This window comes from Nocardia sichangensis (assembly GCF_047200615.1).
GTDB lineage: Bacteria > Actinomycetota > Actinomycetes > Mycobacteriales > Mycobacteriaceae > Nocardia > Nocardia sichangensis.
In genome coordinates this window covers 372,011-395,249 of the sequence record NZ_JBJZOK010000002.1, presented here as the reverse complement: position 1 = coordinate 395,249, position 23,239 = coordinate 372,011, and the positions used below count along the sequence as shown (strand labels likewise).

Genomic DNA, 23,239 nt, shown 5'->3' with positions numbered 1-23,239 from the left:
GTGCCTACGAACCGATCGACGACCACCGGATCGCTGCTCGCCGCGCTGTGCCCGGATCTGCGGACCGCGCTCACCCGGGTGGGCTACGACGCCGACACCCTGCTCGAGGTGCTCGGCGACGCGCACGCTGCGCTGGGCCGGTCGGAGCCGGTACCGGTGCGCCGCGCGGCCCGCGCGGCAGGCGAGCTGGGCACCCTCATCCGTCTGTTGCTGCTGGGCGACGCGCTGCCCGAGCGGGAGGTGGCCGCGGCGCTGGCGCCGGTCGAGATGGATCGCGCGGTCGCGGCGGGCCTGCTGGAGCGCGAGGGCGACGAGGTGCGTGCGGCGCTCGACCTGCGGCCGCTCGACACGGGCGCGGGCACTCGGTGGGTGCTTTCCGACCTCGACGACTCGATGCGCAGGCGCACACTGACCGAGGATCACGTCCTCGGCGTCGGCCACGCCTCCCTCTCGCTGCTGCGCGCCACACCCACCCGGCCGGTCGGCACGGTGCTCGACCTCGGCACCGGGTGCGGCGTGCAGGCGGTGCACGCCGCCTCCTACGCGCGGCGCGTGACCGCAACCGATGTCAATCCCCGCGCATTGTGGCTGGCCGAGGCCACCGCCGCGCTCAACGAGCTGGACATCGAACTGGTGGAAGGCTCCTGGTTCGACCCGGTGCGGGGCAGGCGGTTCGACCAGGTCGTGGCCAATCCCCCGTTCGTGGTGGGCCCGGGGCGTGTCGAGCACACCTATCGCGATTCCGGCCTCGCACTGGACGGCGCGAGCGAGTTGGTCATCTCGCAGGCCGCCGACTTGCTGGCGCCCGGCGGTACCGCCGCGATGCTCGCCGCGTGGGTCCATGTCGACGACGAGGACTGGCGCGGGCGCGTCTCCTCCTGGTTGCCCGCGCACGGGGTGGACGCCTGGGTGGTGCAACGTGACGTGGCCGACCCAGCCCTGTACGTGGGCACCTGGTTGCGCGACGCGGGCGCGGACCCGCGCGATCCCGCCACGCAGGCCCGCGCGGAGCGCTGGCTGGACGCCTTCGAGGCAGCCGACGTGGCGGGCATCGGGTTCGGGTTCGTCTACCTGCGCGCCATCGATGGGCCGACCGAATTGCTCGCCGAGGACCTCACCCACGGCTTCGATGATCCGCTCGGCGAGGAGGCCTTCCGGTATTTCGAGCGCTCGGCCTGGTTGCGGGCCGTCGCCGGCGACGAAAATCTCGCCTGGTCTTCACGTTTCGTCGTGGACGAGGCGACGGCGCTGGAGCGGGTGTATCTGCACGACGCCGAGGGATGGGCGCCGGAGGTCGCGCGACTGCATCGCGGCGACGGCCCGCGCTGGCAGCACGAAGTGGATGAGGCGACGATCTCACTGCTGGCGGGAATGCACGCCGACGGCCTGCCGTTGTACGACCTGATCGAACTGCTGGCGCTCGCCCATGGATCCGATGCGGTGGGCACCGAGTTCGCCGCCGACGCGTTGTCCGTGGTCACCGGCCTGGTACGGCACGGATTGATCAAGCCCGTGTGAGAAACGGCAGCCGCGCGCCGGCCGGTGCAGGTCCTGGCCGGGGATCGTCCCCGCGCTGCGGCGCTTCTCAGGAACTTCTCAGACGAGAAGGGCGAAAACCGCTGCTCAGAGCGGTTTATGCCAGCCGTAACGGGGAACTTTCTCCCTGTCGGGTCCGTTTATCGGAGTGAGACACCACCGACAGGAGGCAAGTCATGACAAGCCCCGCCACCACTCGTGTGCGCACCAGCGATTCGGACCTCGACGCTCAGAGCCCTGCCGCCGACTTGGTACGTGTGTACCTGAACGGAATCGGCCGCACCGCGCTGCTCACCGCTGCCGACGAGGTCGAGCTGGCCAAGCGCATCGAGGCGGGCCTCTACGCGCAGTACCTGCTGGAAACCGGCAAGCGACTGTCGGCGTCCCGCAAGCGTGATCTGGCGATGATCGTGCGCGACGGTCAGGCCGCCCGGTCGCACCTGCTCGAAGCCAACCTGCGCCTTGTTGTCTCGCTCGCCAAGCGGTACACCGGCCGCGGCATGCCGCTGCTCGACCTGATCCAAGAGGGCAACCTCGGGTTGATCCGCGCCATGGAGAAGTTCGACTACGCCAAGGGCTTCAAGTTCTCCACCTACGCCACCTGGTGGATCCGGCAGGCCATCACTCGCGGCATGGCCGACCAAAGCCGCACCATCCGCCTGCCCGTCCACCTCGTCGAGCAGGTGAACAAGCTGGCCAGGATCAAGCGCGAACTGCATCAGCAGCTGGGCCGCGAGGCCACCGACGAGGAACTGGCCAACGAATCCGGCATCCCGGTCGACAAGATCTCCGATCTGCTCGACCACAGCCGCGACCCGGTGAGCCTGGACATGCCGGTCGGCAACGACGAAGAGGCCCCGCTGGGCGATTTCATCGAGGACTCCGAGGCCACCTCGGCCGAGTCCGCGGTCATCGCCGGTCTGCTGCACCACGATGTGCGCAGCGTGCTCGCCACCCTGGACGAGCGCGAACAGCAGGTCATCCGGCTGCGGTTCGGCTTGGACGACGGCCAGCCGCGCACGCTGGACCAGATCGGCAAGCTCTTCGGTCTCTCCCGCGAGCGGGTGCGTCAGATCGAGCGTGAAGTCATGGCGAAGCTGCGCAAGGGTGAGCGGGCCGACCGGCTCCGCGCCTACGCCAGCTGATCGTCCGGCGCCGGCCGCCCCGAGACAGCGCCGGCGTTCGGCTCGGTGGCCCTTCCGCCGGGGTCACCTTCCCGCGCCGACCGGTATGCGCGCGTGCCCGTCCCCTCCGGGCGTCGCGCGGGCCGGTCGGCGGTGTCGTATCCCCTTCTCCGCGCCGCGTCAGCTCAGCTCTGGTCCACCGCGATGTCGTATTTCACGGTGTCGCCTTCCACCGAGGTCACCGTCAGCGTCACACCGAGCGTGTCCCCGGCCGCGGTGAGCGTGCAACGCATGGTGGTCCCTTCTTTGCCAGTGAGATCACCGGGGCAATCGATCGCGTCGGGTTCCTGCCCGACCTTCTCGGTGAGCGAGTCCTTGACCGACTTCTCCAAGTCGGCCTCCTTCACCTTCGGGGTGCCGATTGTGACGGAACACGCGGTGAGCGCCGCCGCGAGCAGCGACAAGACGGCAACACTGCGAATCTTCATGGCGAGCAGGCCTTTCTGACGGACGAACGTGACATCCCCAGATCGCGGCAGAAGCGATCGTCCGTTATCGGACATTTCGCGTGTGACGTGTGCGAGCCGATGTCTCAGCCGTGCCACGCGATAGGCGGGGCGTGCTGCGCAGCGAATTCGCCCGGCGGATCCGCCGAGGCTCAACCCAACCGGCGCGGACCGGTATCGAAACGGCTGGGCTGCGGGCCGATCCGGGCGCGTGCGTACAGGATCTCCGCCGATGTCGGCGAGGCCAGCACCGGATCGAAGGACAGTTCCCGCATCTCCGGCAGGTCGTCGAACAGCGCCGAAATGCGCTGGGCCAGTTCGGCGAGGGCCGCTTTGTCCACGCGGGGACTCGCCGGCGTACCCGACAGCAACGGTGCGGCTCGCGGCGCGTCGATCAGGGCTGTCGCCTCGTCGGCGGTCAACGGCAGTGCCCGATAGGCGCGGTCGCCGAGCAACTCGATGATCAGACCGGACAGGCCGAATTCGATCACCGAGCCGAACGACGGGTCGTCCTGGACACGCAGGATGCAGCCGACACCCTTGGTGGCCATCTTCTGGATGTGCAGTACCGGATCACCGCACAACTCCGCCAAGTCCGCGTATCCCTGTCGCACCGCTTCGGGACGCCACAGATCGAGCCGGACGCCGGTGAGATCCGGTCTACGCCGCCACAATTCGCCGGTCGCCTTGGCCGCTACCGGGTAGCCGAGTTCTTCCGCGGCGGCGACGGCCTCCTCGGCGTTGCGCACCTCGCGGAACTCGACGACCGAGATGCCATAGCAAGCAAGCAGTTCCACCGTTTCCACATCGGTGAGCCGCCGACCGCCCGAACCGGCCATCCAATCGGCCACCAATCGACGCGCGCGGTCGGTGTCGATGCCCTCCGGCCGCACCACCGGCGAGACCGGCCTGGTTCGCCACGCGGCGTATCGCCGCACCCTGGCCAGCGCTCGAGCCGCACGTTCCGGATCCGGATACGACGGGATCGAGCCGTGCGCCGCCGTGGCGCCGGGACCACGCACCGCGAGCAGGTTCGGAATCCCTTGCTCGGCGACGAACGTGGTGAGAATCGGCTTCTTCGCCTCGGGCGCCGCGGCCGCCGCCGCTCGGATCGCGTCGGCGAAACCGGCGGTCGGCAGCGGCACCGGAGGTGCGAAAACGACGATCAAGGCGTCCGTCTCGTCCGAGCGCAACGCTGCGACCAGAGCGTCCAGATACGCGCCCGGCGTCGCCTGCGGACCGAGGTTGACCGGCTCGCCGACCTCGAGGCCCTCCCCCTGCGCCGCGTCGACGGCCAGCCAGTTGAGCGCCGCGCTGTTGCCGACGACCGCCAGCCGCGAGCCGCGCGGCAACGGCTGATAGCCCAGCAGAGCGGCGCAGTCGAACAGTTCGGAGATCGAGTCGACCTGGACGATTCCGGCCTGGGCGAACAGATCCCGCACGATCGACCGGTCCATGTCCCCCGCGGGCTGAGCGACCGAGCGGCCGCTGCTCACCGCGACGATCGGCTTGGTCCGGGCCACCCGGCGCGCGATCCGGGAGAACTTGCGCGGATTACCGAAGCTTTCCAGGTACAGCAGCACCACATCGGTGTCCGAGTCGCTGTCCCAGTACTGCAGCAGGTCGTTGCCGGAGACGTCGGCACGGTTACCGGCCGACACGAACGTCGACAAACCGAGATTGCGGGCTGCCGCCTCCCCGAGGATGGCCGCGCCCAAGGGCCCGGACTGGCAGAAGAAGCCGATACGCCCGCGACCGGGCAACACCGGGGCGAGGGTCGCGTTCATGGCGACCGCCGGATCGGTATTCGCGATGCCGAGCGCGCTGGGCCCGACCACGCGCATGCCGTGCCCACGAGCGGCCGCCACCAGTTCGCGTTCGGCCGCCGACCCCCCGGCGCCGGTCTCACCGAAACCAGCGGTCAGCACGACGAGGCCTTTGACCCCCTTGGCCATGCAGTCGTCGAGCACCGACCCGATCGCCGCGGGCGGCACCGCGACCACGGCGAGATCGACCTCGTCGGGAATCTCCCTGACCGTCGCGTACGCCCGTACCCCGCGCACCGACTTGCGGTTCGGGTTCACCGGGAACACCGGCCCCTGGAACAGACCCGACAGCAGATTCGCCAGCACCGCCCCGCCCACCCGCCCGGTCGCGGGGGTAGCGCCGATCACCGCCACCGATCGCGGCGTGAGCAAATTGCCCACGCTGCGCGCTTCGGATGCGCGTTCGCGCGAATCACGCACCGACAGCAATGCTTCGGTGGGGTCGATGGCGAACTCGAGATGCAGGACCGACCCGTCCCGGCTGCGCTCGACCTGGTAGCCCGCGTCGCGAAAGACCGTCACCATGGCGGTGTTCTCCGCGAGCACCTCGGCGACGAAGGTCTCGATCTTGTTCTCGGCGGCGGCGCCGGCCAGATGCTCCAGCAGGATCGAGCCGAGCCCGCGCCCTTGATGGCCGTCGGCGACCACGAACGCGACCTCCGCCGCCCGCGGCCCGTCCCGCTCCAGCAACTCGTAGCGGCCCACCGCGACGATCGCCTCGCCGAGTTCCAGCACCAGGCCGACCCGGTCGTGATAGTCGACATGCGTGGTGCGATACAAATCCTTCGGCGAGATCCTGGGGTACGGGCCGAAATATCGCAGATACCTGGTGCGGTCCGACAGCGCGCCGTGGAACTCCTGCAGCCGCTCGGCGTCGGCGGGAGTGATCGGGCGCAGTCGTACGACGCCACCGTCGGAGGCGAGCACGTCGGCGAACCAGTGCTGCGGCGGCGGGGGCGGGGTGGCGGGAGTGTCCGCGGTGTCGGGAAAGTCAGTCACGAGGATCCTCCGGGTCCAGACCCAGCAACCCGAAAGTCGCTCGGCGGGTGGCCAGCACGGCCATGTCGACGGCACGTTGGGCGCGATCGACCCGTACGTCACCGGTCTCACCGGTGCCGCCGGGGCCGTCCCATGGACGGTAGGCGATGTCACCGCCGTCGCCCATGGTGCGCGGCGGGTCCGCCCGCGGCACCGCCGCGCCGACCAGGTCGATCCAGTCCTGCGGGATCGCTGTCGCGGGATCGATGGTGCGATCCAACGCGGTGGCCAGCAAGTGGGTCCAGGCCCGCGGCACCACCCGGACCAACCCGTATCCGCCACCACCAACGGCCAGCCAGCGTCCTTCGGCATAGCGGTCGGCGAGTTCGCGCATGGCGCGGAAGGCCGCGCGCTGTCCGTCGACGGTGAGTTCCAGGTCGGCCAGCGGATCTTCCCGATGGCTGTCCACCCCGCACTGGCTGACCACGATCTGCGGACGGAATGCCTCCACCGCGCCCGGGACCACGGCATGAAACCCTCGCAGCCACTGAGCGTCCCGGGTGCCCGGCAGCAACGGCAGGTTGATCGACGTGCCCTCCGCCGCGCCAACGCCGATCTCCTCCGGCCAACCGGTGTTGGGCCACAGGGTGGCCGGATGCTGGTGCAGCGAGATGGTCAGTACCCGGGGGTCGGCGTAGAAGGCCCGTTGCACGCCGTCGCCGTGGTGCACATCCACGTCGATGTAGGCGATCCGGTCGAAACCGTGGTCCAGCAGCCAGGAAATGGCCACCGCCGCGTCGTTGTACACGCAGAACCCCGCCGCCGAATCGGCCATCGCGTGGTGCATGCCGCCGCCGATGCTCACCGCCCGGTTGGTGCGGCCCTCCGCGATCTCCCTGGCCGCGGCCAGCGTGCCGCCGACGATCGTGGACGCCGCCTGGTGCATTCGCGGAAATACCGGATTGTCCGGGGAACCGAGACCGAAGGGTGGAGCGGCAGGCGAACCCACCGGCGGCACGGCGCGTTCGACCGCGTCCAGGTAGTCGGGCGTGTGGACGCGCAGCAGATCGGGGCGTTCAGCGGCAGCGGGCTCGAGCACTTCGACGCCATCGAGCAAGCCGAGACTCTCCGCCAGCGCCATGGTGAACTTCAGGCGCGCGGGCTGCATCGGGTGCTCCGGAGTCCAGCGGTAATCCAGGAACCGCTCGGTCCAGACGACGGTTGCGGGGCGGCTCGTTCCGGGCGAAATCGGCGCCCGAGGTTCGCCGCGCGGTGCAGTGGCCATGATCGCAACGCTAGCGGGAAGCAAGGAACCCCGCGAAACGTTCCTATGCAGTACAAATACAAGAAAGTATGCTCACGGCCGCCTGCCGTGCGCCGATCACGTTCCCGCAATGCCGCCGGAGATGTCGTGCGCAGCGTGGAGCGACACGATCCGGCACACGGGGGTGCCGTCGTGCGTGGGTAGAATTCGTGCCGACGAAGGGGTAACAGGTGAAGGATCTGGTCGACACCACGGAGATGTATCTCCGTACCATCTACGACCTCGAGGAGGAGGGCGTGGTGCCCCTGCGCGCCCGGATCGCCGAGCGCCTCGAACAGAGTGGTCCCACCGTGAGCCAGACTGTCGCGCGCATGGAACGTGACGGTTTGCTGCTGGTCGCCGGCGACCGTCATCTGGAACTGACCGAGAAGGGGCGCAGCATGGCCGTCGCGGTCATGCGCAAGCACCGGCTGGCCGAACGGCTGCTGGTCGACATCATCGGCCTGGACTGGCAGAACGTGCACGCGGAGGCCTGTCGCTGGGAGCACGTGATGAGCGAGGACGTCGAGCGCCGTTTGGTCGAGGTGCTCAACCACCCCACCACCTCCCCGTACGGCAACCCCATTCCCGGCCTGGACGAACTGGGCATCATTCCGCCCGCCGCCGCCGACGAGACGCTGCTTCGCCTGTCGGATCTGCCGAACGGCCAGCAGCACGCCGTCGTCGTGCGCAGGCTCGCCGAGCACATCCAGACCGACCCCGAAGTCATCGGCCGGCTGCGGGAGGCGGGCGTGGTGCCCGACGCCCGCGTCACGGTGGAGACGAGGCAGGGTTCGGTGATCATCACCGTGCCCGGCCACGACGGCTTCGAACTGCCCGACGAGATGGCGCACGCCGTCCAGGTGAAGCTGGCCTGACACGTGAGACTTCTCGTCACGGGTGGCGCGGGCTACGTCGGCGGCGTCTGCGCCCAAGTTCTGTTGGAAGCCGGCCACGAGGTGATCGTGGTCGATGATCTGTCCACCGGCAATGCCGAGGGCGTGCCCTCCGCCGCCCGGTTCGTCCAGGGTGACGTGGCGGTCGCCGCGCCGGAGCTGCTGGCCGCCGAACCCTTCGACGCTGTTCTGCATTTCGCGGCCCAGTCGCTGGTCGGCGAGTCGGTGCAGCAGCCGGAGAAGTACTGGCACGGCAACGTCGTGAAGACGTTCGAGCTGCTGGAGGCGATGCGGCGCACGGAAACGCCGCGGCTGGTCTTCTCCTCCACCGCCGCGGTCTACGGGGAACCGGAGCAGGTGCCGATCACCGAGGATGCCCCGACCCGCCCGACCAATCCGTACGGCTCGTCGAAGCTGGCCATCGACCATGCCATCACCTCCTACGCGATCGCGCACGGGCTGGCGGCGACCAGCCTGCGGTACTTCAACGTCGCAGGCGCCTATGGCGGACTGGGCGAGAACCGAGTGGTGGAAACGCATCTCATCCCGCTGGTCCTGCAAGTCGCGGCCGGGCACCGCAAGGCGATCTCGGTCTTCGGCACCGATTGGCCCACCCCCGACGGGACCGCGGTCCGCGACTACATCCACATCCGCGACCTCGCTCAGGCCCATCTGCTGGCCTTGACGACCGCCGAGCCGGGCACCCACCGGATCTACAACCTCGGCAGTGGCACCGGATTCTCCGTTCGCGAGGTGATCTCGGCCTGCGAGCGCGTCACCGGCCTGCCGATCGCCGCGCAAGACGCGCCCCGTCGTCCCGGCGACCCGGCGACGCTCATCGCGTCCAGCGAACGCGCCATCACCGAGCTGGGCTGGCGTCCCGAGCACAACGATCTCGACGAAATCGTCACTGACGCTTGGGCTTTCCTCCGATCGCTCGGCTCCCGCGCGCACAGCGCGCGATAATCCGCAACCTGCGGTCCGAGTCGACCCCGCACCGACTCGGGCCGCGGCGCCGACGCAACGGCCCCGGAGCCGATTTCGCCGCGACGACACCTGCCCGGACGAAGCACGGTGTTCCGCCGAATCGTCACGGTGATCCGGCGCGGGCAGCATCGCGAACTCGTTGTCACCGATCCGCATATCCGGCTTCACGGCGCCGGTTCCCCCAGGTCGACACCGAGACCAGCGGCGGTCCGGTAGCCGCTGCGCGCGAGGCGACGCAACTGTTCCGGGCGCATGCCCAGGCGCAGCGAGGTGTCGAGCAGCATCGCCATCGGATGCCCCGGATCCGCCTCCAGCGCGGCTTCCAGCGCGATGCCCGCCAGTGGTCCGTCACCACGGACGTAGGCGCTGTAGCCGAGCAGCGCGGCGGCCTCGGCACGATCCGCGCCGGTCAGCGCGCGGGTCAGCGCGATCCACACCGCCTCCGCCGCGGCGGCGTGGTCGCCAACGGCCAGTGCGAACATCGTGTCCCGCACCGCCCGATCGCGCAGGGCCGCGGTGATCTTCGCGAGTTCGGGCGCCATCAGCGCCGCGCCCGAGGCGGTGTTGGCGATCTGCCACAGCACATAGTCCAGCGCTTGCCTGCTGTATCCGATCGGATCGCCGCGACGCGCGGCCCGGGCGTAGCGTTCGCCCGCACGCGCGAGCGCGTCCGGCAGGTGCGCCGCCATCTCGGCACATGCGAGCGGATCGGGCGCGACCAGACCGGTGAGTTCGGAACGCGAACCGCGGATCGGCCTGCCTTCCAGCACGTGGGTCAGCGTCACCAGAGAGGCCGCAGGATCACGGAGCACTCCGCGCCGCCGTGGTCCCGTCAAGGTCCACCACTGCTGCCCGGCGGCGATCGCAGGCACCGCCCAGACCCCGGCCAGCGAGATGTCACACGCTGCCAGCCGCCTGCCGAGCGAGCCGACCAGCGCGTCGAATCGTCCGGCCGCGCATCTCGACCGGTCGGCGCTCGGCTCCACGGCGCGTTCGTCGACGACGACGGCCATGACCTCGGCCGCCTGGTCGTGCGCGCAGATCCGCGCGACCGCGGCCGCCAGCGTCGCACCCCGCACGCGGCGGCCACCGGGCGAATCCAGATTGAAGCGCACCACCGCGTCGACCGTCGCACCGCCGGGCGTCCCGTGCCGCAGGACGAGCACGACCACCGACCGTTCCGGGGTGAATCCGAGCATCGCGGGCACCGCGGCAATCAACTCCGCCGGATCATCTACGCACACAACATGTTCCGGAGCACCATGGAACTGCGGAGGATCTTCGCCGCATCGAGCGTGCCGAGATCGACCACCGGGAGTCCTCGCGTCTGTTCCGTCCTCCGTCGCGCGCGAATGCGAGTGCGGCGCGGCGATCGCTGCGGGAACGGCGCGTGGGTCGGTGTCGGAGCGAGCGCCGCACCTCGATGGATGGTTGCGGCCGGAATCCGGCCGCGATTCGTCGTCCATGCCTGCATGTCCGGCATCGACCGGTTCGGGGGCTCGGAACGGGTTCGCGGAAGTGGTCATGCTTCGACCATGCGGCTCGGTGGACTCCGGTCTTCGACGCCGACCTGGCGATTCCGCCGCCCTGGGGAATCCGCTTCGCGCTGTGCACGACTCGACCGACACGACGGCGGTATCGCGATTCGTGTCGGAGGCGCCTGCTACCGTGCCGCCCGCGCTACCTCTCGCGCACTTTGCGCACCGCCGTGGCGAACAGCGCATCCAGCGCGGGGGTATCCGGTTCGCCCTCGGCGAACGACATGTAGGTCACCGAGATTCGCACGTCCCCCACTTGCGCGACGTGCGTGCGCATCGTTTGGGTCAGCCGGGCGCCTCCCGACTCCGGCCGAACCGTCCTGCGCAGCGAGAGGGTGTCGTCGGCGTCGATGGGCGGCGGCGAGTCCAACTCGGACGTCACGGTGGTAGCGGCGCCCGCTCGGTTGACCCGCACCGATCCGCACTGCTCCAGCCGGGCGCGCAGGGCGGCCAGCGGCTCGCCGCTGCGGGTCAATTCGACGGTCAGCGTCGCGCGGGTCGCGTCGTCCGTGCCGACCGCCATCGCGGTGCGATCGGGCCCGAAGTCCTGATTCGGCGGCACGCATCGGCTGGGCTGGACGTTCGCACCGCGGCCCATGCCGTCCAGGTCGCCCGCCGCCTGAGCCACGGCGTCCTGGGGCAGCACCACCGCCGCGTACGGCGGTGGAAACTGGCTCGGATCCGGTAGCAATGTCGGCAGTTCCGCGCTGACGTGCCGGGTCACCGCGGTCGGCGCCGACGAGACCGGGCGCCCCGGTACCGTCGACCCGCATCCTGCGAGCAGCACCGCGCAGACGACGGGTGCCACCCGGCCCAGCCGCATGCGCCTCGAATCCGCCACGGTCACATCCCCACTGTGCCAAACTCCTCGTGTCCGGTCGGCGATGCCACGCCGCCGGGCCGGGAATGCGCGGCCCACCGATGCTGTTGGCTCGGAGTACGGGTCGGTGTCCGGCCGTGCGCGGCGACCGCCACGGCATGGGGGACAATGGACAGTGGTCCCCGGTTCGGACGACTGCTCGTCTCCGCACCACCAGGAGTGGCGAACGATCGGGCAGGCAACCACACTGGCGCGTGAGGCACGCGTCCGGGCCGCAGGAGCCGCGCAGGAAGGAGTACGCGATGGACTACGAGTCGCGAATGTACGAACTGGAGTTCCCCGCTCCGCAGCTTTCGTCCGCCGACGGCGCGGGCCCGGTCCTGGTGCACGGACTGGAAGGCTTCACCGACGCCGGGCACGCGGTGCGGTTGGCGACCACGCACCTGCGCGAAAGCCTCGAAAGCGAACTGGTCGCCTCGTTCGACGTGGACGAGCTGCTGGACTACCGGTCGCGGCGCCCGCTCATGACGTTCAAGACCGATCATTTCTCCGATTACGCCGAGCCGGAACTCAACCTCTGGGCATTGCGCGACACCGCGGGGACCCCGTTCCTGTTGCTCGCGGGTCTGGAGCCGGACCTACGCTGGGAGAAGTTCACCACCGCGGTGCGGCTGCTCGCCGACCAGCTGGGCGTGCGGCGCAGCATCGGCCTGAGCGCCATCCCGATGGCGATTCCGCACACTCGCCCGCTGGGCGTGACCGCGCACTCCTCCAACCGCGACCTGATCTCCGAGCACCAGCGGTGGCCGGGCGAGCTGCAGGTTCCTGGCAGCGCGTCGTCGCTGCTGGAATTCCGCATGGCGCAGCACGGTCACGAGTCGGTCGGCTTCTCGGTGCACGTGCCGCACTACCTGGCACAGACCGCCTACCCGGAGGCCGCGCAGACGCTGCTGGAGAACGTCGCCGACAACGCGGGCCTGGAGTTCCCGCTGGCCGCGCTCGGCGAGGCCGCCGCCCGGGTACGCGAACAGGTCAACGAGCACATCGCGGGCAATGCCGAGGTGGAGACCGTCGTGCACGCGCTGGAGCGGCAGTACGACAGCTTCGTCACCGCGCAGGAACGCCAGTCGAGCCTGCTGGTCGGTGACGGCGAGTTGCCCAGCGGCGACGAGTTGGGCGCCGAATTCGAGCGATTCCTCGCCGAGCAAGGCCGTTACACCGGCGACGACGAGGGCGAACAGGACTGATCCGCCCGGCCGCCTGGTCCCGATCGCCCCTGCAAACGTGCTCACGGGCGAGGCCGTAGGGTTGTCGGAGTGGATCTGACCGAACTGCTCGACATCCCGGGGACCGACGCCGACGCGCTCTACGAGTCGTTCGGCATCTGGGCCGCCGAGCAGGGCACCCCGCTCTACCCCGCGCAGGACGAGGCGCTGCTCGAACTGGCATCCGGATCCAACGTCATCCTCGCCACCCCAACCGGTTCCGGAAAGTCACTCGTCGCGGTCGGTGCGCATCTGTTCGCCCTCACCCAGGGCCTGCGCACGTATTACACCGCTCCGATCAAGGCGCTGGTGAGCGAGAAATTCTTCGCCCTGTGCGAGGTATTCGGCGCCGAACGCGTCGGCATGGTCACCGGCGACGCCGCGGTGAATCCGGACGCGCCGATCATCTGCGCGACCGCGGAGATCCTGGCCAATCTGGCGCTGCGCGAAGGCGCGGACGCCGCCGTCGGCCAAGTGGTGATGGACGAATTCCATTTCTATGCCGACCCCGATCGGGGGTGGGCCTGGCAGGTCCCGCTGCTGGAACTTCCCCGCGCCCAGTTCCTGCTCATGTCGGCCACCCTCGGGGAGGTCGATTTTTTCGCCCGTGACCTGGAGCGCCGGACCGGCCGCTCCACCGCGATCGTCGCGGGCACCGAGCGCCCCGTGCCGCTGAGCTTCTCCTATGCCCGCACCCCGATCACCGAGACGCTCGAAGAGCTGGTCACCACCCACCAGGCTCCGGTGTACGTCGTGCACTTCACGCAGGCCGCCGCGCTCGAACGCGCGCAGGCGCTGACGAGTGTGAATTTCGCGACGCGCGCCGAGAAGGACGCGATCGCCGACGCGCTGGGCGAATTCCGGTTCGCCGCCGGGTTCGGCAAGACGCTGTCGCGGCTGATCCGGCACGGCATCGGCGTACATCACGCGGGCATGCTGCCGAAGTACCGGCGACTGGTGGAGCGCCTGGCCCAGGACGGCCTGTTGAAGGTGGTCTGCGGCACCGACACCCTCGGCGTCGGCATCAACGTGCCCATCCGCACGGTGCTGCTCACCGGGCTGACCAAATTCGACGGCGTGCGCACACGCAGGCTCAAGGCGCGGGAGTTCCACCAGATCGCGGGCCGCGCGGGCCGGGCGGGTTACGACACCATGGGCACCGTCGTCGTGCAGGCTCCGGAGCACGAGGTGGAGAACACTCGGCTGCTGGCCAAGGCGGGCGACGATCCCAAGAAGCAGCGCAAGGTGCAGCGGCGCAAACCGCCGGAAGGCTTCGTCTCCTGGAGTGAGGAGACCTTCGACCGCTTGGTCGCCGCGCAGCCGGAGCCGATGGTGTCGCGTTTCACGGTCACCAACGCCATGCTGCTGAATGTGATCGCCAGGCCGGGCAACTGCTTCACCGCCATGCGCCATCTGCTCGAAGACAACCACGAGCCGCGACCCGCCCAGCGCAGGCACATTCTGCGCGCCATCCGGCTGTATCGGGCGCTGCGCGACGCCGGGGTGGTGCAGCAACTGCCCGAACCCGACGCGCAGGGCCGCCGCGCCCGCCTGACCGTCGACCTGCAGCGTGACTTCGCCCTCGACCAGCCGCTGTCGCCGTTCGCGCTGGCCGCGCTGGAGTTGCTGGACAAACAGTCCCCGAGTTATACCCTCGACGTGGTGTCGCTCATCGAATCCACGTTGGAGGATCCGCGCCAGCTGCTCATGGCCCAGCAGCACAAGGCGCGCGGCGAGGCCATCGCGGAGATGAAGGCCGACGGCATCGACTACGACGAGCGGATGGAACTGCTCGAAGAGGTGACCTGGCCCAAGCCGCTGGCCGAACTGATCGAACCGGCCTTCGAGACCTACCGAGCCGGACACCCGTGGGTGTCGGAGTTCGCGCCGGCGCCGAAGTCGGTGGTGCGCGACATGATCGAGCGCGCCATGACCTTCGCCGAACTTATCTCCTTCTACGAGCTGGCCCGATCCGAGGGCGTGGTGCTGCGCTACCTCGCCGACGCCTATCGCGCGCTGCGGCGCACCGTGCCGGAGTCGGCGCGCACCGAAGAACTCGACGACATCACCGAGTGGCTCGGAGAGCTTGTGCGGCAAGTCGATTCGAGCCTGCTCGACGAATGGGAGCAACTGACCAACCCGGGCGCGGAGACCGACGCCGACCAGATCGCGTTCGGCGCCGAAACCGTGCGCCCGATCTCCGCCAACGAACGCGCGTTCCGGGTGATGGTCCGCAACGCGATGTTCCGCCGGGTCGAACTGGCCGCGCTGCGACGCTGGGACGAGCTGGCGGCACTCGGTCCCGGCCCGGACTGGGCCGAGGCACTCGCGGACTACTACGCGGAATACGAGCGCATCGGCACCGGACCCGACGCCAGGGGACCGCAACTGTTCCAAGTGGAACGAAGACCCGGATTCTGGCATGTGCGGCAGGTGCTGGAGGACCCGGCGGGCGACCACGGCTGGTCGATCGACGCGGTGGTCGATCTGGCCGAGTCCGACGCCGCGGGCGAGGTCGTCTTCGACGACGTCACCGTGTCCGCCGGCTGAGCCCGCATCGCCTACCGGCCACCTGTTCCCGCAGGTCAGCAGCTCCGTCGCGGCCTAATGACAGGGTTGCGCCACCATGGGGCGAATCCAGGTTTGGACGGATTCGTTACTGGGTAGGGGCCGCTGATACTCTCTCCCCCGCTGCCGAAGCGAAAGATCAACTATGCCCGAATCGCCGTACCTTGTCATCCATCCTGAGCGTGTCCGCCAGAATTACCGCGCGCTCGACGCCGCCCTGTCCGCGGGCACGGGCGCCGCGACGAGGATCCGTTTCGCCGTGAAGGCGAGCCCGGTGCCGGAGATCGTGCGCCTGCTGGACGAGGAAGGCGCGGAATTCGACGTAGCCAGCATCGGCGAGATCGACCTCTGCCTCGGACTCGGTGTGGCGCCGGAGCGGCTGTGCTACGGCAACCCGATCAAGAAGGCCGCGCACATCGCCCGCGCCTACGCCCTCGGGGTGCGCCGCTTCGCCTTCGACACCGAGGACGATCTGCTGCGCATCGCCGAGCACGCGCCCGGCTCCGAGGTGGAGTGCCGCTTCCTCGCCTCGGCGCCGGAGTCGCGCACCCCGTTCGGCACGAAGTTCGGCTGCAGCCCCGGCGAGGCGTTCCGGCTGCTGGTCCGGGCCAGGGATCTCGGGCTGGTCGTCGCCGGACCCTACTTCCACGTCGGCTCTCAGCAACTGGATCCCACCGCGTGGCGGATCGGCATCGAGCAGGCGGGCCGGATCGCCGAGGCATTGGCCGACAAGGATATCGCGGTCGGCTCGGTGAACATCGGCGGCGGGCTGCCGATCTCCTACGCCGACGCGGCGCCCGCGCTGGGCGAGATCGCCGCGGTGGTGAACCACGCGGCGGCCGAATTCCTTTCCGGGAATACCGGATTGGTCGTCGAACCGGGCCGGGCACTGGTCGGTTCGGCGGGCACGATTCACGCCGAGGTCGTCGGCGTCCGCACCGCACCGGACGGTCGGCGCTGGGTGTATCTCGACATCGGCCGCTACAACGGCATGGCCGAGACAGAGAACGAGTACATCGCCTACCGGTTCGTCACCGATCGCGACGGCGACCCCGTCGACGAGGCGGTGGTGGCCGGTCCGACCTGCGACGGCGACGATGTACTGTATCAACGCACGCGAGTCCTCCTACCGACCACGTTGCGAGCCGGTGATCGCGTTCGAATCCTCGACACCGGTGCCTATACCGCGAGCTATTCGTCGGTGTCCTTCAATGGTTTTCCGCCCTTGACCGTTCATGTCTCGGGCGCTGAGCGAGAGTGAGTTTGCCCATGACGGCGGAATTCACCGGTTGGCATGTGCTGGCCGAGTTCGGTGGTGTCGACGCAGCCCTCTGCGACGATCTCGAACGACTCGAATCGGCGTTGCGTGAGTCTCTGATCGCGGCGGGCGTCACCATCTGCGATGTCGTACACAAGAAGTTCGAACCGCAGGGGGTGACCGTCCTCGCGCTGTTGTCGGAGTCCCACGCCTCGATTCACACCTATCCGGAGTCCGGCGACATCTTCGTCGACGTCTTCACTTGCGGCAGCATCGGCGCTGGCGCGTCGAAGGCGGTCGAGCTACTGCGGGACGCGTTGGCGCCCAAGGACGTTCGGATGCAGGTCATCCGCAGGGGACACGGCAGTCAGCGGATCGAGGAGCAGGTGGGCGCGGGCCTGACCCGCATCTGGGACCTGCACGACGTGATCGTCGACACCCACACCCCGTTCCAGCACATGATCATCGCGCGGACCGAGCAGGGCATCAGCCTGTTCTCCGACGACGACCGCCAGTCCACCGAGTTCTCCCAGGTCACCTACCACGAGGCGATGATGGTCCCCGCCTTCGTGCTGACCGAGAAGCTGGACAAGGTGTTGATCATCGGCTCCGGGGAAGGCGTCGCCAGCCAGATGTCGGTCGCCGCGGGCGCCACTCTGGTCGACCACGTCGACATCGACCAGCTCGAGGTCGAGCTGTGCGCCGAGCACCTGCCCTACGGCTACACCAGGGATGAACTGGCCGCCGCGGTCAAGGGTGAGGGGCCGATCAAGGTCCATTACGCCGACGGCTGGGATTTCCTGGCCGAGGCCGAGCGGGCGGGCACCCGGTACGACGTCATCGTGATCGACCTGCCGGACGAGCGCGTCGAGGACGCGCAGCACAACCGCCTCTACGAGGCGGAGTTCCTGTCCCGATGTCGTGCGCTGCTCGCGCCCGGCGGTGTGCTGTGCGCCCAGGCGGGCTGCGCGACGATGTGGCGCAACGAGACCCTGAAGCGGTCCTGGCAGCGTTTCCACGAGCAGTTCGGCACCGTGGTGCACTACGGCAGCGACGAACACGAGTGGTCGTTCCTGTTCGGCCTGGTCGAGGAGATCGACGACCCGGTCGGCGGGATGACCGATCGCCTGGCGCAGCTGCCCTACCAGCCCGAGACCATCGACGCCAGGGCGCTGGAGCGCGGCGCGATCGAACCGCACGCCCTGCGGGTCTAGGCAACGGCGCCCGAATGCGCCGGTTCCGGATCCGGAACCGGCGCATTCAGTGTTTCGTGTCCGATCAGAGCCGCGCCGGGTCGACGGGCGGCTGGTCCCGGTTGGTTCAGGAGCGCTGCTGCGCGCGCCACTGCTCGACGTCGACTCCGCCGACGCCCCAGTTCGACAGCGCGACCTCGTCGATCACGACGTACGTGCTCGCGGGCGATTTGCCGAGCACGTCCTGCAGCAGATCGGTGACACCCTTGATCAGCCGCGCCTTCTGCTCGCGGGTCACGCCTTCGTCGGTGACTTTGATGTTCACATAAGGCATTTCAGGCCGCCCTTCCAGAGATGAACCCGCCGTCGACGGGGAGGATGTGTCCGGTGGTGAAGGCCGCGTCGGCGAGATACAAGACCGCGGCCGTCGTTTCGGCGACTTCGCCGATGCGGTTCAACAGCGCGAGTCTGCCCGAAGCAGGCTCGTCGCCGTCGCCGAACAGCGGTGTGCGAATGATGCCGGGGGCGACAGCGTTGACCCGGATGCCCTCGGCGGCGAGTTCGGCGGCGAGGCTGGTGGTCAACGCGTGTATGCCGCCCTTGCTGACCAAAGCCGCGGTGGCGGGCAACCCGGCGAGGGCGTGATCGATCAGCACGGTGCCGATGTTCACGATGCTGCCGCCCCTGGCTTGCGTCAGGAACTGCCGCACCACGGCCTGCGTCGTGAAGTAGGTGCCTTTGAGGTTGCCGTTCAGATAGACGTCCAGGTCTTGCTCGGTCACCTCGACAAACGGCTTGGCTCCGAAGATGCCCGCGTTGTTGACCAGCACGTCCACGCCACCGAATCGCTCCACCGCGACGCGCACCAGGGTCGCCGCGGTCGTGGCGGCGCCGATATCGCCCGGCACCGTAGCCACACGCTCCGGCGCACCGAGTTCAGCAGCCACCCGGGTCAGCTTTTCCTCGTCTCGGCCGTTGAGCACGACGTTGTCGCCGCGTTCCACGAACGCCCGTGCGATATCGCGACCGATTCCGCTCGAGGAACCGGTCACGATGACGGTCTTCACCATGGTGATCCTTTCTTATATACGACCGGTCGTCTTGGAACGGGTAGCCGAAGACGCCGGACAGGTGCTGCCCCTGGAATCAGGGCAGGAAGTAATCGCCCAGCAGGCGATCGAGGCACTTGTGCAGCGGCGCGAGGGTGCGCTCCATCTTCATCCTGATGACCGCCCCTTCCCAGGATTCGAGCAGGAGATCGGCCAGTTCGACCGCCTCGATGTCGGCGCGGATCATGCCGAGGCGCTGCGCCTGCACGAGTTGCTCGGCGACGCGATCGCGCCATGCGCGCCAAGCCACCGACAGCGATTCCCGCAACAGCTCACTGCCTTCCAGCTCGCCCCCGAGATTCGCGATGAGGCACCCGCCGGTGAAATCCGCCGCGACGAAATCGTCCATCAGCCGTCCGAAGAACGCGCGCAAGCCGCTCACCGGGTCCGGCTCCGCGCCGAACGCCTCGGTCAGATTGCGCTGTACGCAGACCGAATGGTGCTCGATGATCGCGCGACCGAAGCTCTCCTTGCTGTCGAAGTAGTTGTAGAACGAGCCCTTCGGCACACCGACCTTGTCCAGGATCTGTTTGATACCCGTGCCGTGGTAGCCGTTGGTCAGAAACTCCGCGGCGCCCTCTTCGACGAGAAGACGCCGGGTGTCCTGGCTGCGTCGCGGTCGTGCCATGCGCTGAATATACGACCGGTCGTCTTGGAATTGCAACAGCCGCACATATGGCCTCACGCCGAGGGATCCGACCAGCCGGGTCCGGCCGAGTCCGAGAAGCTCGCGGGGTCCTGCCGCCACCGCGCGGACCGGACGGCGAAACGCGCGAGATGCTCGGCGGCGAACCGGTCCCGTTCCCAGTCCGCCGAGTCCGCCGCCACCGTCCAGACGTAGGTCCACACCGGAGCGTTCCGGCCCTCGAGGCGCACTTGGCGCAGGTCGTACTCGTCGTCCTCGAACGCGTCGAGAATCTTCCACTCCGTCGCGCTGAGACCGGTCAGCACGGCGCCGCGGGCGCGCCCGTGCGCCGCGGCGACCAGTCCCGGATACAACCGCCGCGGCAGCGCGGCGGCGCGCCACCCGGCCAGCTCGGCCGGTTCGAGCGATGGCACTCGCCCGAGCAGCGTCGTCAACACCTCGGGGAACTGCAGGGTGCCGTAGACGAACAACGCATGGTCCGATCCGGACAGGCGGCCCAGCCGCCCCTCTCCCAGCGCCGCCGATGCCAACTCGCCTCTCCTCTCACCGGCCTCCACTGTGCCCGGCCGGCGCGTTCGACGCAGCTACATCGGCCGCTGAGCACGGATGATGGCGGCCAGGTATTCGTAATCGTCGGCGCGGGCGCTGGACGTGCGAAAAACCAGGCCGATGGTGCGGCCGGGTGCGGGAGCGGAGAAGTGCGCCACGTCCAACGTGCCGCGCGCGGTCTCCGCCGCGACCGCCATCTGCGGGATCAGCGTGACACCGAGCCCGCCCGCCACGCACTGGACCACGGTGGACAGGGACGCGGCCCTGGTGTCGCCGACGGCGGCGGGATGCACATCGGCCGAGCGGCACGCCTCCAAGGTCTGATCGCGCAGGCAGTGCCCCTCGTCCAGCAGCAGCAGCGGCTGGGCGTCCAGCACCGACGCCGCCAGGTCGCCACGCCCGGCCAGTTCGTGGCCGCGCGGCGTGACCAGCACGAATTCCTCGGAGTACAGCGGAATCTCGACCAGGCCCGGCATCTCGGTGGGGACCGCGAGCAGCGCGACGTCCAGCACGCCGGTGCGCAGCCCGTCCAGCAGCCGGGTGGTCTGGTCCTCGATGATCTGCGGGCGCAGTTCGGGCAGCCGCTTGCGCAATTCCGGCAGCAACCCGGGCAGCACATAGGGGGCGACCGTCGGGATGATGCCCATCCGCAGCGTGCCGCCGAGCCCGTCACCGGTGGCCGACGCGACGAAACGGTCCGCGGCCTCCAGCGTCGCCATCGCCTTTGGCAGCAACCGCATCCCGGCGGCGGTCACCAGCACGCGCCGGGTGCTGCGTTCGATCAGCTGGAGCCCGAGCCCGTGTTCCAGGGCGGCGAGCGCCTGCGATAGCGTGGGCTGACTCACACCGAGACGGGCAGCCGCGGTGCCGAAATGGCGGTATTCCGCGATCGCCACGAACGCACGCAGCTGTGACAGGGTGGGCTGATAAGTCTGATCAGTCACCCCTATCAGTGTAGTGCGACTGATCACCTTTACCTTTTACCGCCCCTTGGGCAAGATCGCCCATGAGCTTTTCACCCGCGGTGTGAGTGCTGAATTCGAGTCGGTGGCCGACTTTCACGGCAACGGTTCGGCAATACCGCAGAACACAGTTGGCAATCAAATGACGAGGAGACGAGCATGGCCCTGCTGACCATCGGCGACCAATTCCCGGCATACAACCTCACCGCGGTCATCGGCGGTGACCTGTCGAAGGTCGACGCTCAGCGGCCCGACGACTACTTCACCCGGATCACCAGCGACGACCACGCGGGCAAGTGGCGGATCGTCTTCTTCTGGCCGAAGGACTTCACCTTCGTGTGCCCGACGGAGATCGCCGCGTTCGGCAAGCTCAACGACGAATTCGAGGACCGGGACGCCGTGGTGCTCGGCGCGTCGGTGGACAACGAGTTCGTGCACTTCCAGTGGCGCGCTCAGCACGAGGACCTCAAGACCCTCCCCTTCCCCATGCTCTCGGACCTCAAGCGGGAACTGGCCGCCGCCACCGGTGTGCTCAACGCCGACGGCGTCGCCGACCGCGCCACCTTCATCGTCGACCCGAACAACGAGGTCCAGTTCGTCTCCGTGACCGCGGGTTCGGTCGGCCGCAACGTCGACGAGGTGCTGCGCGTGCTCGACGCCCTGCAGTCCGACGAGCTGTGCGCCTGCAACTGGAAGAAGGGCGACCCCACCATCAACGCGGGCGAACTCCTGTCCGCCAGCGTCTGAAAACCGCAGTCGCATCCGGACTTCCTGGTACGTCCCAACCCCACACCATCGAGAACCGACCTGGTCCCGCACGGGATCGCTTCGAGTAGAGGAATCGCCGCATGAGCATTGAGAACCTGAAGAACTCCCTTCCCGAGTACGCCAAGGACCTCAAGCTCAATCTGTCATCCATCGCGCGCACCACGGTGCTGAACGAACAGCAGTTGTGGGGCACCCTGCTCGCGTCGGCGGCCGCAACCCGGTCGACGACCACGCTGCGCGAGATCGCCGAGGAAGCCGCCGACGCGCTGTCGGCGGAGGCGTACAACGCCGCGCTCGGCGCCGCCTCGATCATGGGCATGAACAACGTGTTCTACCGGGGCAAGGCGTTCCTCGGCGGTCGCTACGACGACTTGCGGGCCGGGCTGCGCATGCAGATCATCGGCACGCCGGGCGTCGACAAGGCCGACTTCGAGCTGTGGTCGTTCGCGGTCTCCTCGATCAACGGTTGCGCGCACTGCCTCGAGGCGCACGAGCACACGTTGCGCGAAGCGGGCGTATCCCGCGAAGTGATCTTCGAATCGCTGCGCGCCGCCGCGATCGTGGCCGGAGTCGGCCAGGCGGTGCAGTCGACCGAGGCCCTCACCGCGGCCGCGATCTGATTTCGCTGGGAAAGCGGCCCCTGTCCTGCGACGGGGGCCTCTTTCGCGTTCCATTGTGGTCTGCGTGACAGCTCGCGCCCGCGGCATCCGAGTAGGCTCGGCGAGCATGAGCACACAGGTCGATGTGGTGCGAGTGTTCACCGACGCCGCCGGACGCTTCGGCAACGAGTTGGGTATCGCACGGGCGGCCGACGTGGCCGCGGCCGATCGGCAGGCGCTGGCCGCCAAGGCCGGATACAGCGAGACCGTGGTCGTCGAGGAGCCGGTGGACGGCACCGCCGCGGTGCGGATCTACACCCCCACGATGGAACTTCCGTTCGCCGGGCACCCCTCGGTGGGGACGGCGTGGTGGTTCGCGTCGCAGGGCCTTGCGGTGCGGACACTGGACGTCCCCGCGGGCCCAGTGGCCGTGGAACTCACCGAGGGATTGACTTGGATCACCGCTCGCGGCGAGTGGGCGCCCGCGTTCACCTTCCATCAACTGGACGACGCCGAGGAGCTGGCCACCTTGCGGCCGGAGGAGTTTCCCGGCGGTCCGCACTACCTGTGGGCGTGGACCGACGAGCATCGCGCCGCCCTGCGATCGCGCATGTTCGCGCCGACCATGGGCATCACCGAGGACGAGGCGACCGGAGCCGCGGCCGTGGCGTTGACGGCGCTGCTGCGCAAGGGACTGGTCATCACCCAGGGCAAAGGCTCGCAATTGTTCACCCGGTGGGACTCCGACGGCTGGGTGCATCTGGGCGGCCGAGTCGCCGCGGACCAGCCGGTGGAGATCTGACGCCGC

General features: G+C 68.9%; 21 protein-coding genes. 11 read left to right on the top strand and 10 right to left on the bottom strand.

Going from position 1 to position 23,239, the window contains the following annotated elements; translation table 11 throughout:
* Positions 1 to 1,518: a DUF7782 domain-containing protein gene (locus ACL03I_RS04400; protein ID WP_412805178.1), complete on the top strand. Its 1,518-nt coding sequence runs from the start codon at positions 1 to 3 to the stop codon at positions 1,516 to 1,518.
* Positions 1,519 to 1,712: 194 nt separating this feature from the next.
* A complete protein-coding gene (locus ACL03I_RS04395; RefSeq protein ID WP_355070340.1) occupies positions 1,713 to 2,681 on the top strand; it encodes a sigma-70 family RNA polymerase sigma factor in 969 nt (322 codons plus the stop codon).
* Between the two features lie 164 nt (positions 2,682 to 2,845).
* Here ACL03I_RS04395 and ACL03I_RS04390 read toward each other — a convergent pair whose 3' ends face one another.
* From ACL03I_RS04390 to ACL03I_RS04380, 3 genes are all read right to left on the bottom strand, one after another.
* On the bottom strand, positions 2,846 to 3,148 hold the full coding sequence (locus ACL03I_RS04390; RefSeq protein ID WP_356961560.1) for a DUF4333 domain-containing protein: 303 nt from the start codon (positions 3,146 to 3,148) through the stop codon (positions 2,846 to 2,848).
* Between the two features lie 170 nt (positions 3,149 to 3,318).
* Positions 3,319 to 5,991 carry a bifunctional acetate--CoA ligase family protein/GNAT family N-acetyltransferase gene (locus tag ACL03I_RS04385; protein WP_412805177.1) on the bottom strand — a complete coding sequence of 891 codons (2,673 nt, stop codon included), beginning with the start codon at positions 5,989 to 5,991 and terminating at the stop codon, positions 3,319 to 3,321.
* Positions 5,984 to 7,255, bottom strand: a complete 1,272-nt coding sequence (locus ACL03I_RS04380; protein WP_412805176.1) for an acetoin utilization protein AcuC — start codon at positions 7,253 to 7,255, stop codon at positions 5,984 to 5,986. Before ACL03I_RS04380 ends, ACL03I_RS04385 begins: the two co-directional genes overlap by 8 nt.
* Positions 7,256 to 7,464: 209 nt before the next feature.
* Here ACL03I_RS04380 and ACL03I_RS04375 point away from each other — a divergent pair, with 209 nt between their 5' ends.
* Together ACL03I_RS04375 and galE are read left to right on the top strand one after the other, a co-directional pair.
* Positions 7,465 to 8,151, top strand: a complete 687-nt coding sequence (locus tag ACL03I_RS04375; protein WP_355070334.1) for a metal-dependent transcriptional regulator — start codon at positions 7,465 to 7,467, stop codon at positions 8,149 to 8,151.
* A gap of 3 nt (positions 8,152 to 8,154) precedes the next feature.
* Positions 8,155 to 9,135: a UDP-glucose 4-epimerase GalE gene (gene galE / locus ACL03I_RS04370; protein WP_355070332.1), complete on the top strand. Its 981-nt coding sequence runs from the start codon at positions 8,155 to 8,157 to the stop codon at positions 9,133 to 9,135.
* A 185-nt stretch (positions 9,136 to 9,320) separates the two neighbouring features.
* Here the strand turns inward: galE and ACL03I_RS04365 are convergent, their stop codons facing one another.
* Entirely contained in the window at positions 9,321 to 10,400 is a 1,080-nt protein-coding gene (locus ACL03I_RS04365) for a DUF4192 domain-containing protein (RefSeq protein WP_412805175.1), read from the bottom strand.
* Positions 10,401 to 10,836: 436 nt separating this feature from the next.
* On the bottom strand, positions 10,837 to 11,535 hold the full coding sequence (locus ACL03I_RS04360) for a sensor domain-containing protein (protein ID WP_355070329.1): 699 nt from the start codon (positions 11,533 to 11,535) through the stop codon (positions 10,837 to 10,839).
* Positions 11,536 to 11,816: 281 nt separating this feature from the next.
* On the opposite strand from ACL03I_RS04360, the gene ACL03I_RS04355 reads away from it, so the two are divergent.
* The 4 genes from ACL03I_RS04355 (at position 11,817) to speD (ending at position 17,819) form a co-directional block, all read left to right on the top strand.
* Positions 11,817 to 12,761 carry a proteasome assembly chaperone family protein gene (locus tag ACL03I_RS04355; protein ID WP_355070327.1) on the top strand — a complete coding sequence of 315 codons (945 nt, stop codon included), beginning with the start codon at positions 11,817 to 11,819 and terminating at the stop codon, positions 12,759 to 12,761.
* A gap of 69 nt (positions 12,762 to 12,830) precedes the next feature.
* Positions 12,831 to 15,329 (top strand): DEAD/DEAH box helicase, encoded by a 2,499-nt coding sequence (locus tag ACL03I_RS04350; protein ID WP_355070326.1) that lies wholly within the window; start codon positions 12,831 to 12,833, stop codon positions 15,327 to 15,329.
* A 163-nt stretch (positions 15,330 to 15,492) separates the two neighbouring features.
* Positions 15,493 to 16,608 (top strand): type III PLP-dependent enzyme, encoded by a 1,116-nt coding sequence (locus tag ACL03I_RS04345; protein ID WP_355070324.1) that lies wholly within the window; start codon positions 15,493 to 15,495, stop codon positions 16,606 to 16,608.
* An 8-nt stretch (positions 16,609 to 16,616) separates the two neighbouring features.
* Positions 16,617 to 17,819 carry an adenosylmethionine decarboxylase gene (gene speD / locus ACL03I_RS04340; protein WP_412805174.1) on the top strand — a complete coding sequence of 401 codons (1,203 nt, stop codon included), beginning with the start codon at positions 16,617 to 16,619 and terminating at the stop codon, positions 17,817 to 17,819.
* A gap of 106 nt (positions 17,820 to 17,925) precedes the next feature.
* Here the strand turns inward: speD and ACL03I_RS04335 are convergent, their stop codons facing one another.
* The 5 genes from ACL03I_RS04335 to ACL03I_RS04315 form a co-directional block, all read right to left on the bottom strand.
* The gene (locus ACL03I_RS04335) at positions 17,926 to 18,132 is read right to left on the bottom strand and encodes a tautomerase family protein (RefSeq protein ID WP_355070321.1); all 207 of its coding nucleotides are present in this window, start codon (positions 18,130 to 18,132) and stop codon (positions 17,926 to 17,928) included.
* A 1-nt stretch (position 18,133) separates the two neighbouring features.
* Positions 18,134 to 18,868 carry an SDR family NAD(P)-dependent oxidoreductase gene (locus ACL03I_RS04330; protein WP_355070319.1) on the bottom strand — a complete coding sequence of 245 codons (735 nt, stop codon included), beginning with the start codon at positions 18,866 to 18,868 and terminating at the stop codon, positions 18,134 to 18,136.
* 76 nt (positions 18,869 to 18,944) lie between these two features.
* A complete protein-coding gene (locus tag ACL03I_RS04325) occupies positions 18,945 to 19,535 on the bottom strand; it encodes a TetR/AcrR family transcriptional regulator (RefSeq protein WP_412805173.1) in 591 nt (196 codons plus the stop codon).
* 53 nt (positions 19,536 to 19,588) lie between these two features.
* On the bottom strand, positions 19,589 to 20,083 hold the full coding sequence (locus ACL03I_RS04320; protein ID WP_355070315.1) for a gamma-glutamylcyclotransferase family protein: 495 nt from the start codon (positions 20,081 to 20,083) through the stop codon (positions 19,589 to 19,591).
* Positions 20,084 to 20,137: 54 nt separating this feature from the next.
* Positions 20,138 to 21,046, bottom strand: coding sequence for a hydrogen peroxide-inducible genes activator (locus ACL03I_RS04315; RefSeq protein WP_355070313.1), 909 nt, complete (start codon positions 21,044 to 21,046; stop codon positions 20,138 to 20,140).
* A gap of 177 nt (positions 21,047 to 21,223) precedes the next feature.
* Between ACL03I_RS04315 and ACL03I_RS04310 the strand changes: the two genes are divergently transcribed.
* The 3 genes from ACL03I_RS04310 (at position 21,224) to ACL03I_RS04300 (ending at position 23,233) form a co-directional block, all read left to right on the top strand.
* Complete coding sequence (locus tag ACL03I_RS04310; protein WP_412805172.1) at positions 21,224 to 21,811, top strand: peroxiredoxin; 588 nt, start codon at positions 21,224 to 21,226, stop codon at positions 21,809 to 21,811.
* Between the two features lie 101 nt (positions 21,812 to 21,912).
* Positions 21,913 to 22,452 carry a carboxymuconolactone decarboxylase family protein gene (locus ACL03I_RS04305; RefSeq protein ID WP_355070309.1) on the top strand — a complete coding sequence of 180 codons (540 nt, stop codon included), beginning with the start codon at positions 21,913 to 21,915 and terminating at the stop codon, positions 22,450 to 22,452.
* Positions 22,453 to 22,558: 106 nt separating this feature from the next.
* Positions 22,559 to 23,233 carry a PhzF family phenazine biosynthesis protein gene (locus ACL03I_RS04300; protein ID WP_355070307.1) on the top strand — a complete coding sequence of 225 codons (675 nt, stop codon included), beginning with the start codon at positions 22,559 to 22,561 and terminating at the stop codon, positions 23,231 to 23,233.
* Positions 23,234 to 23,239 lie beyond the last annotated feature (6 nt).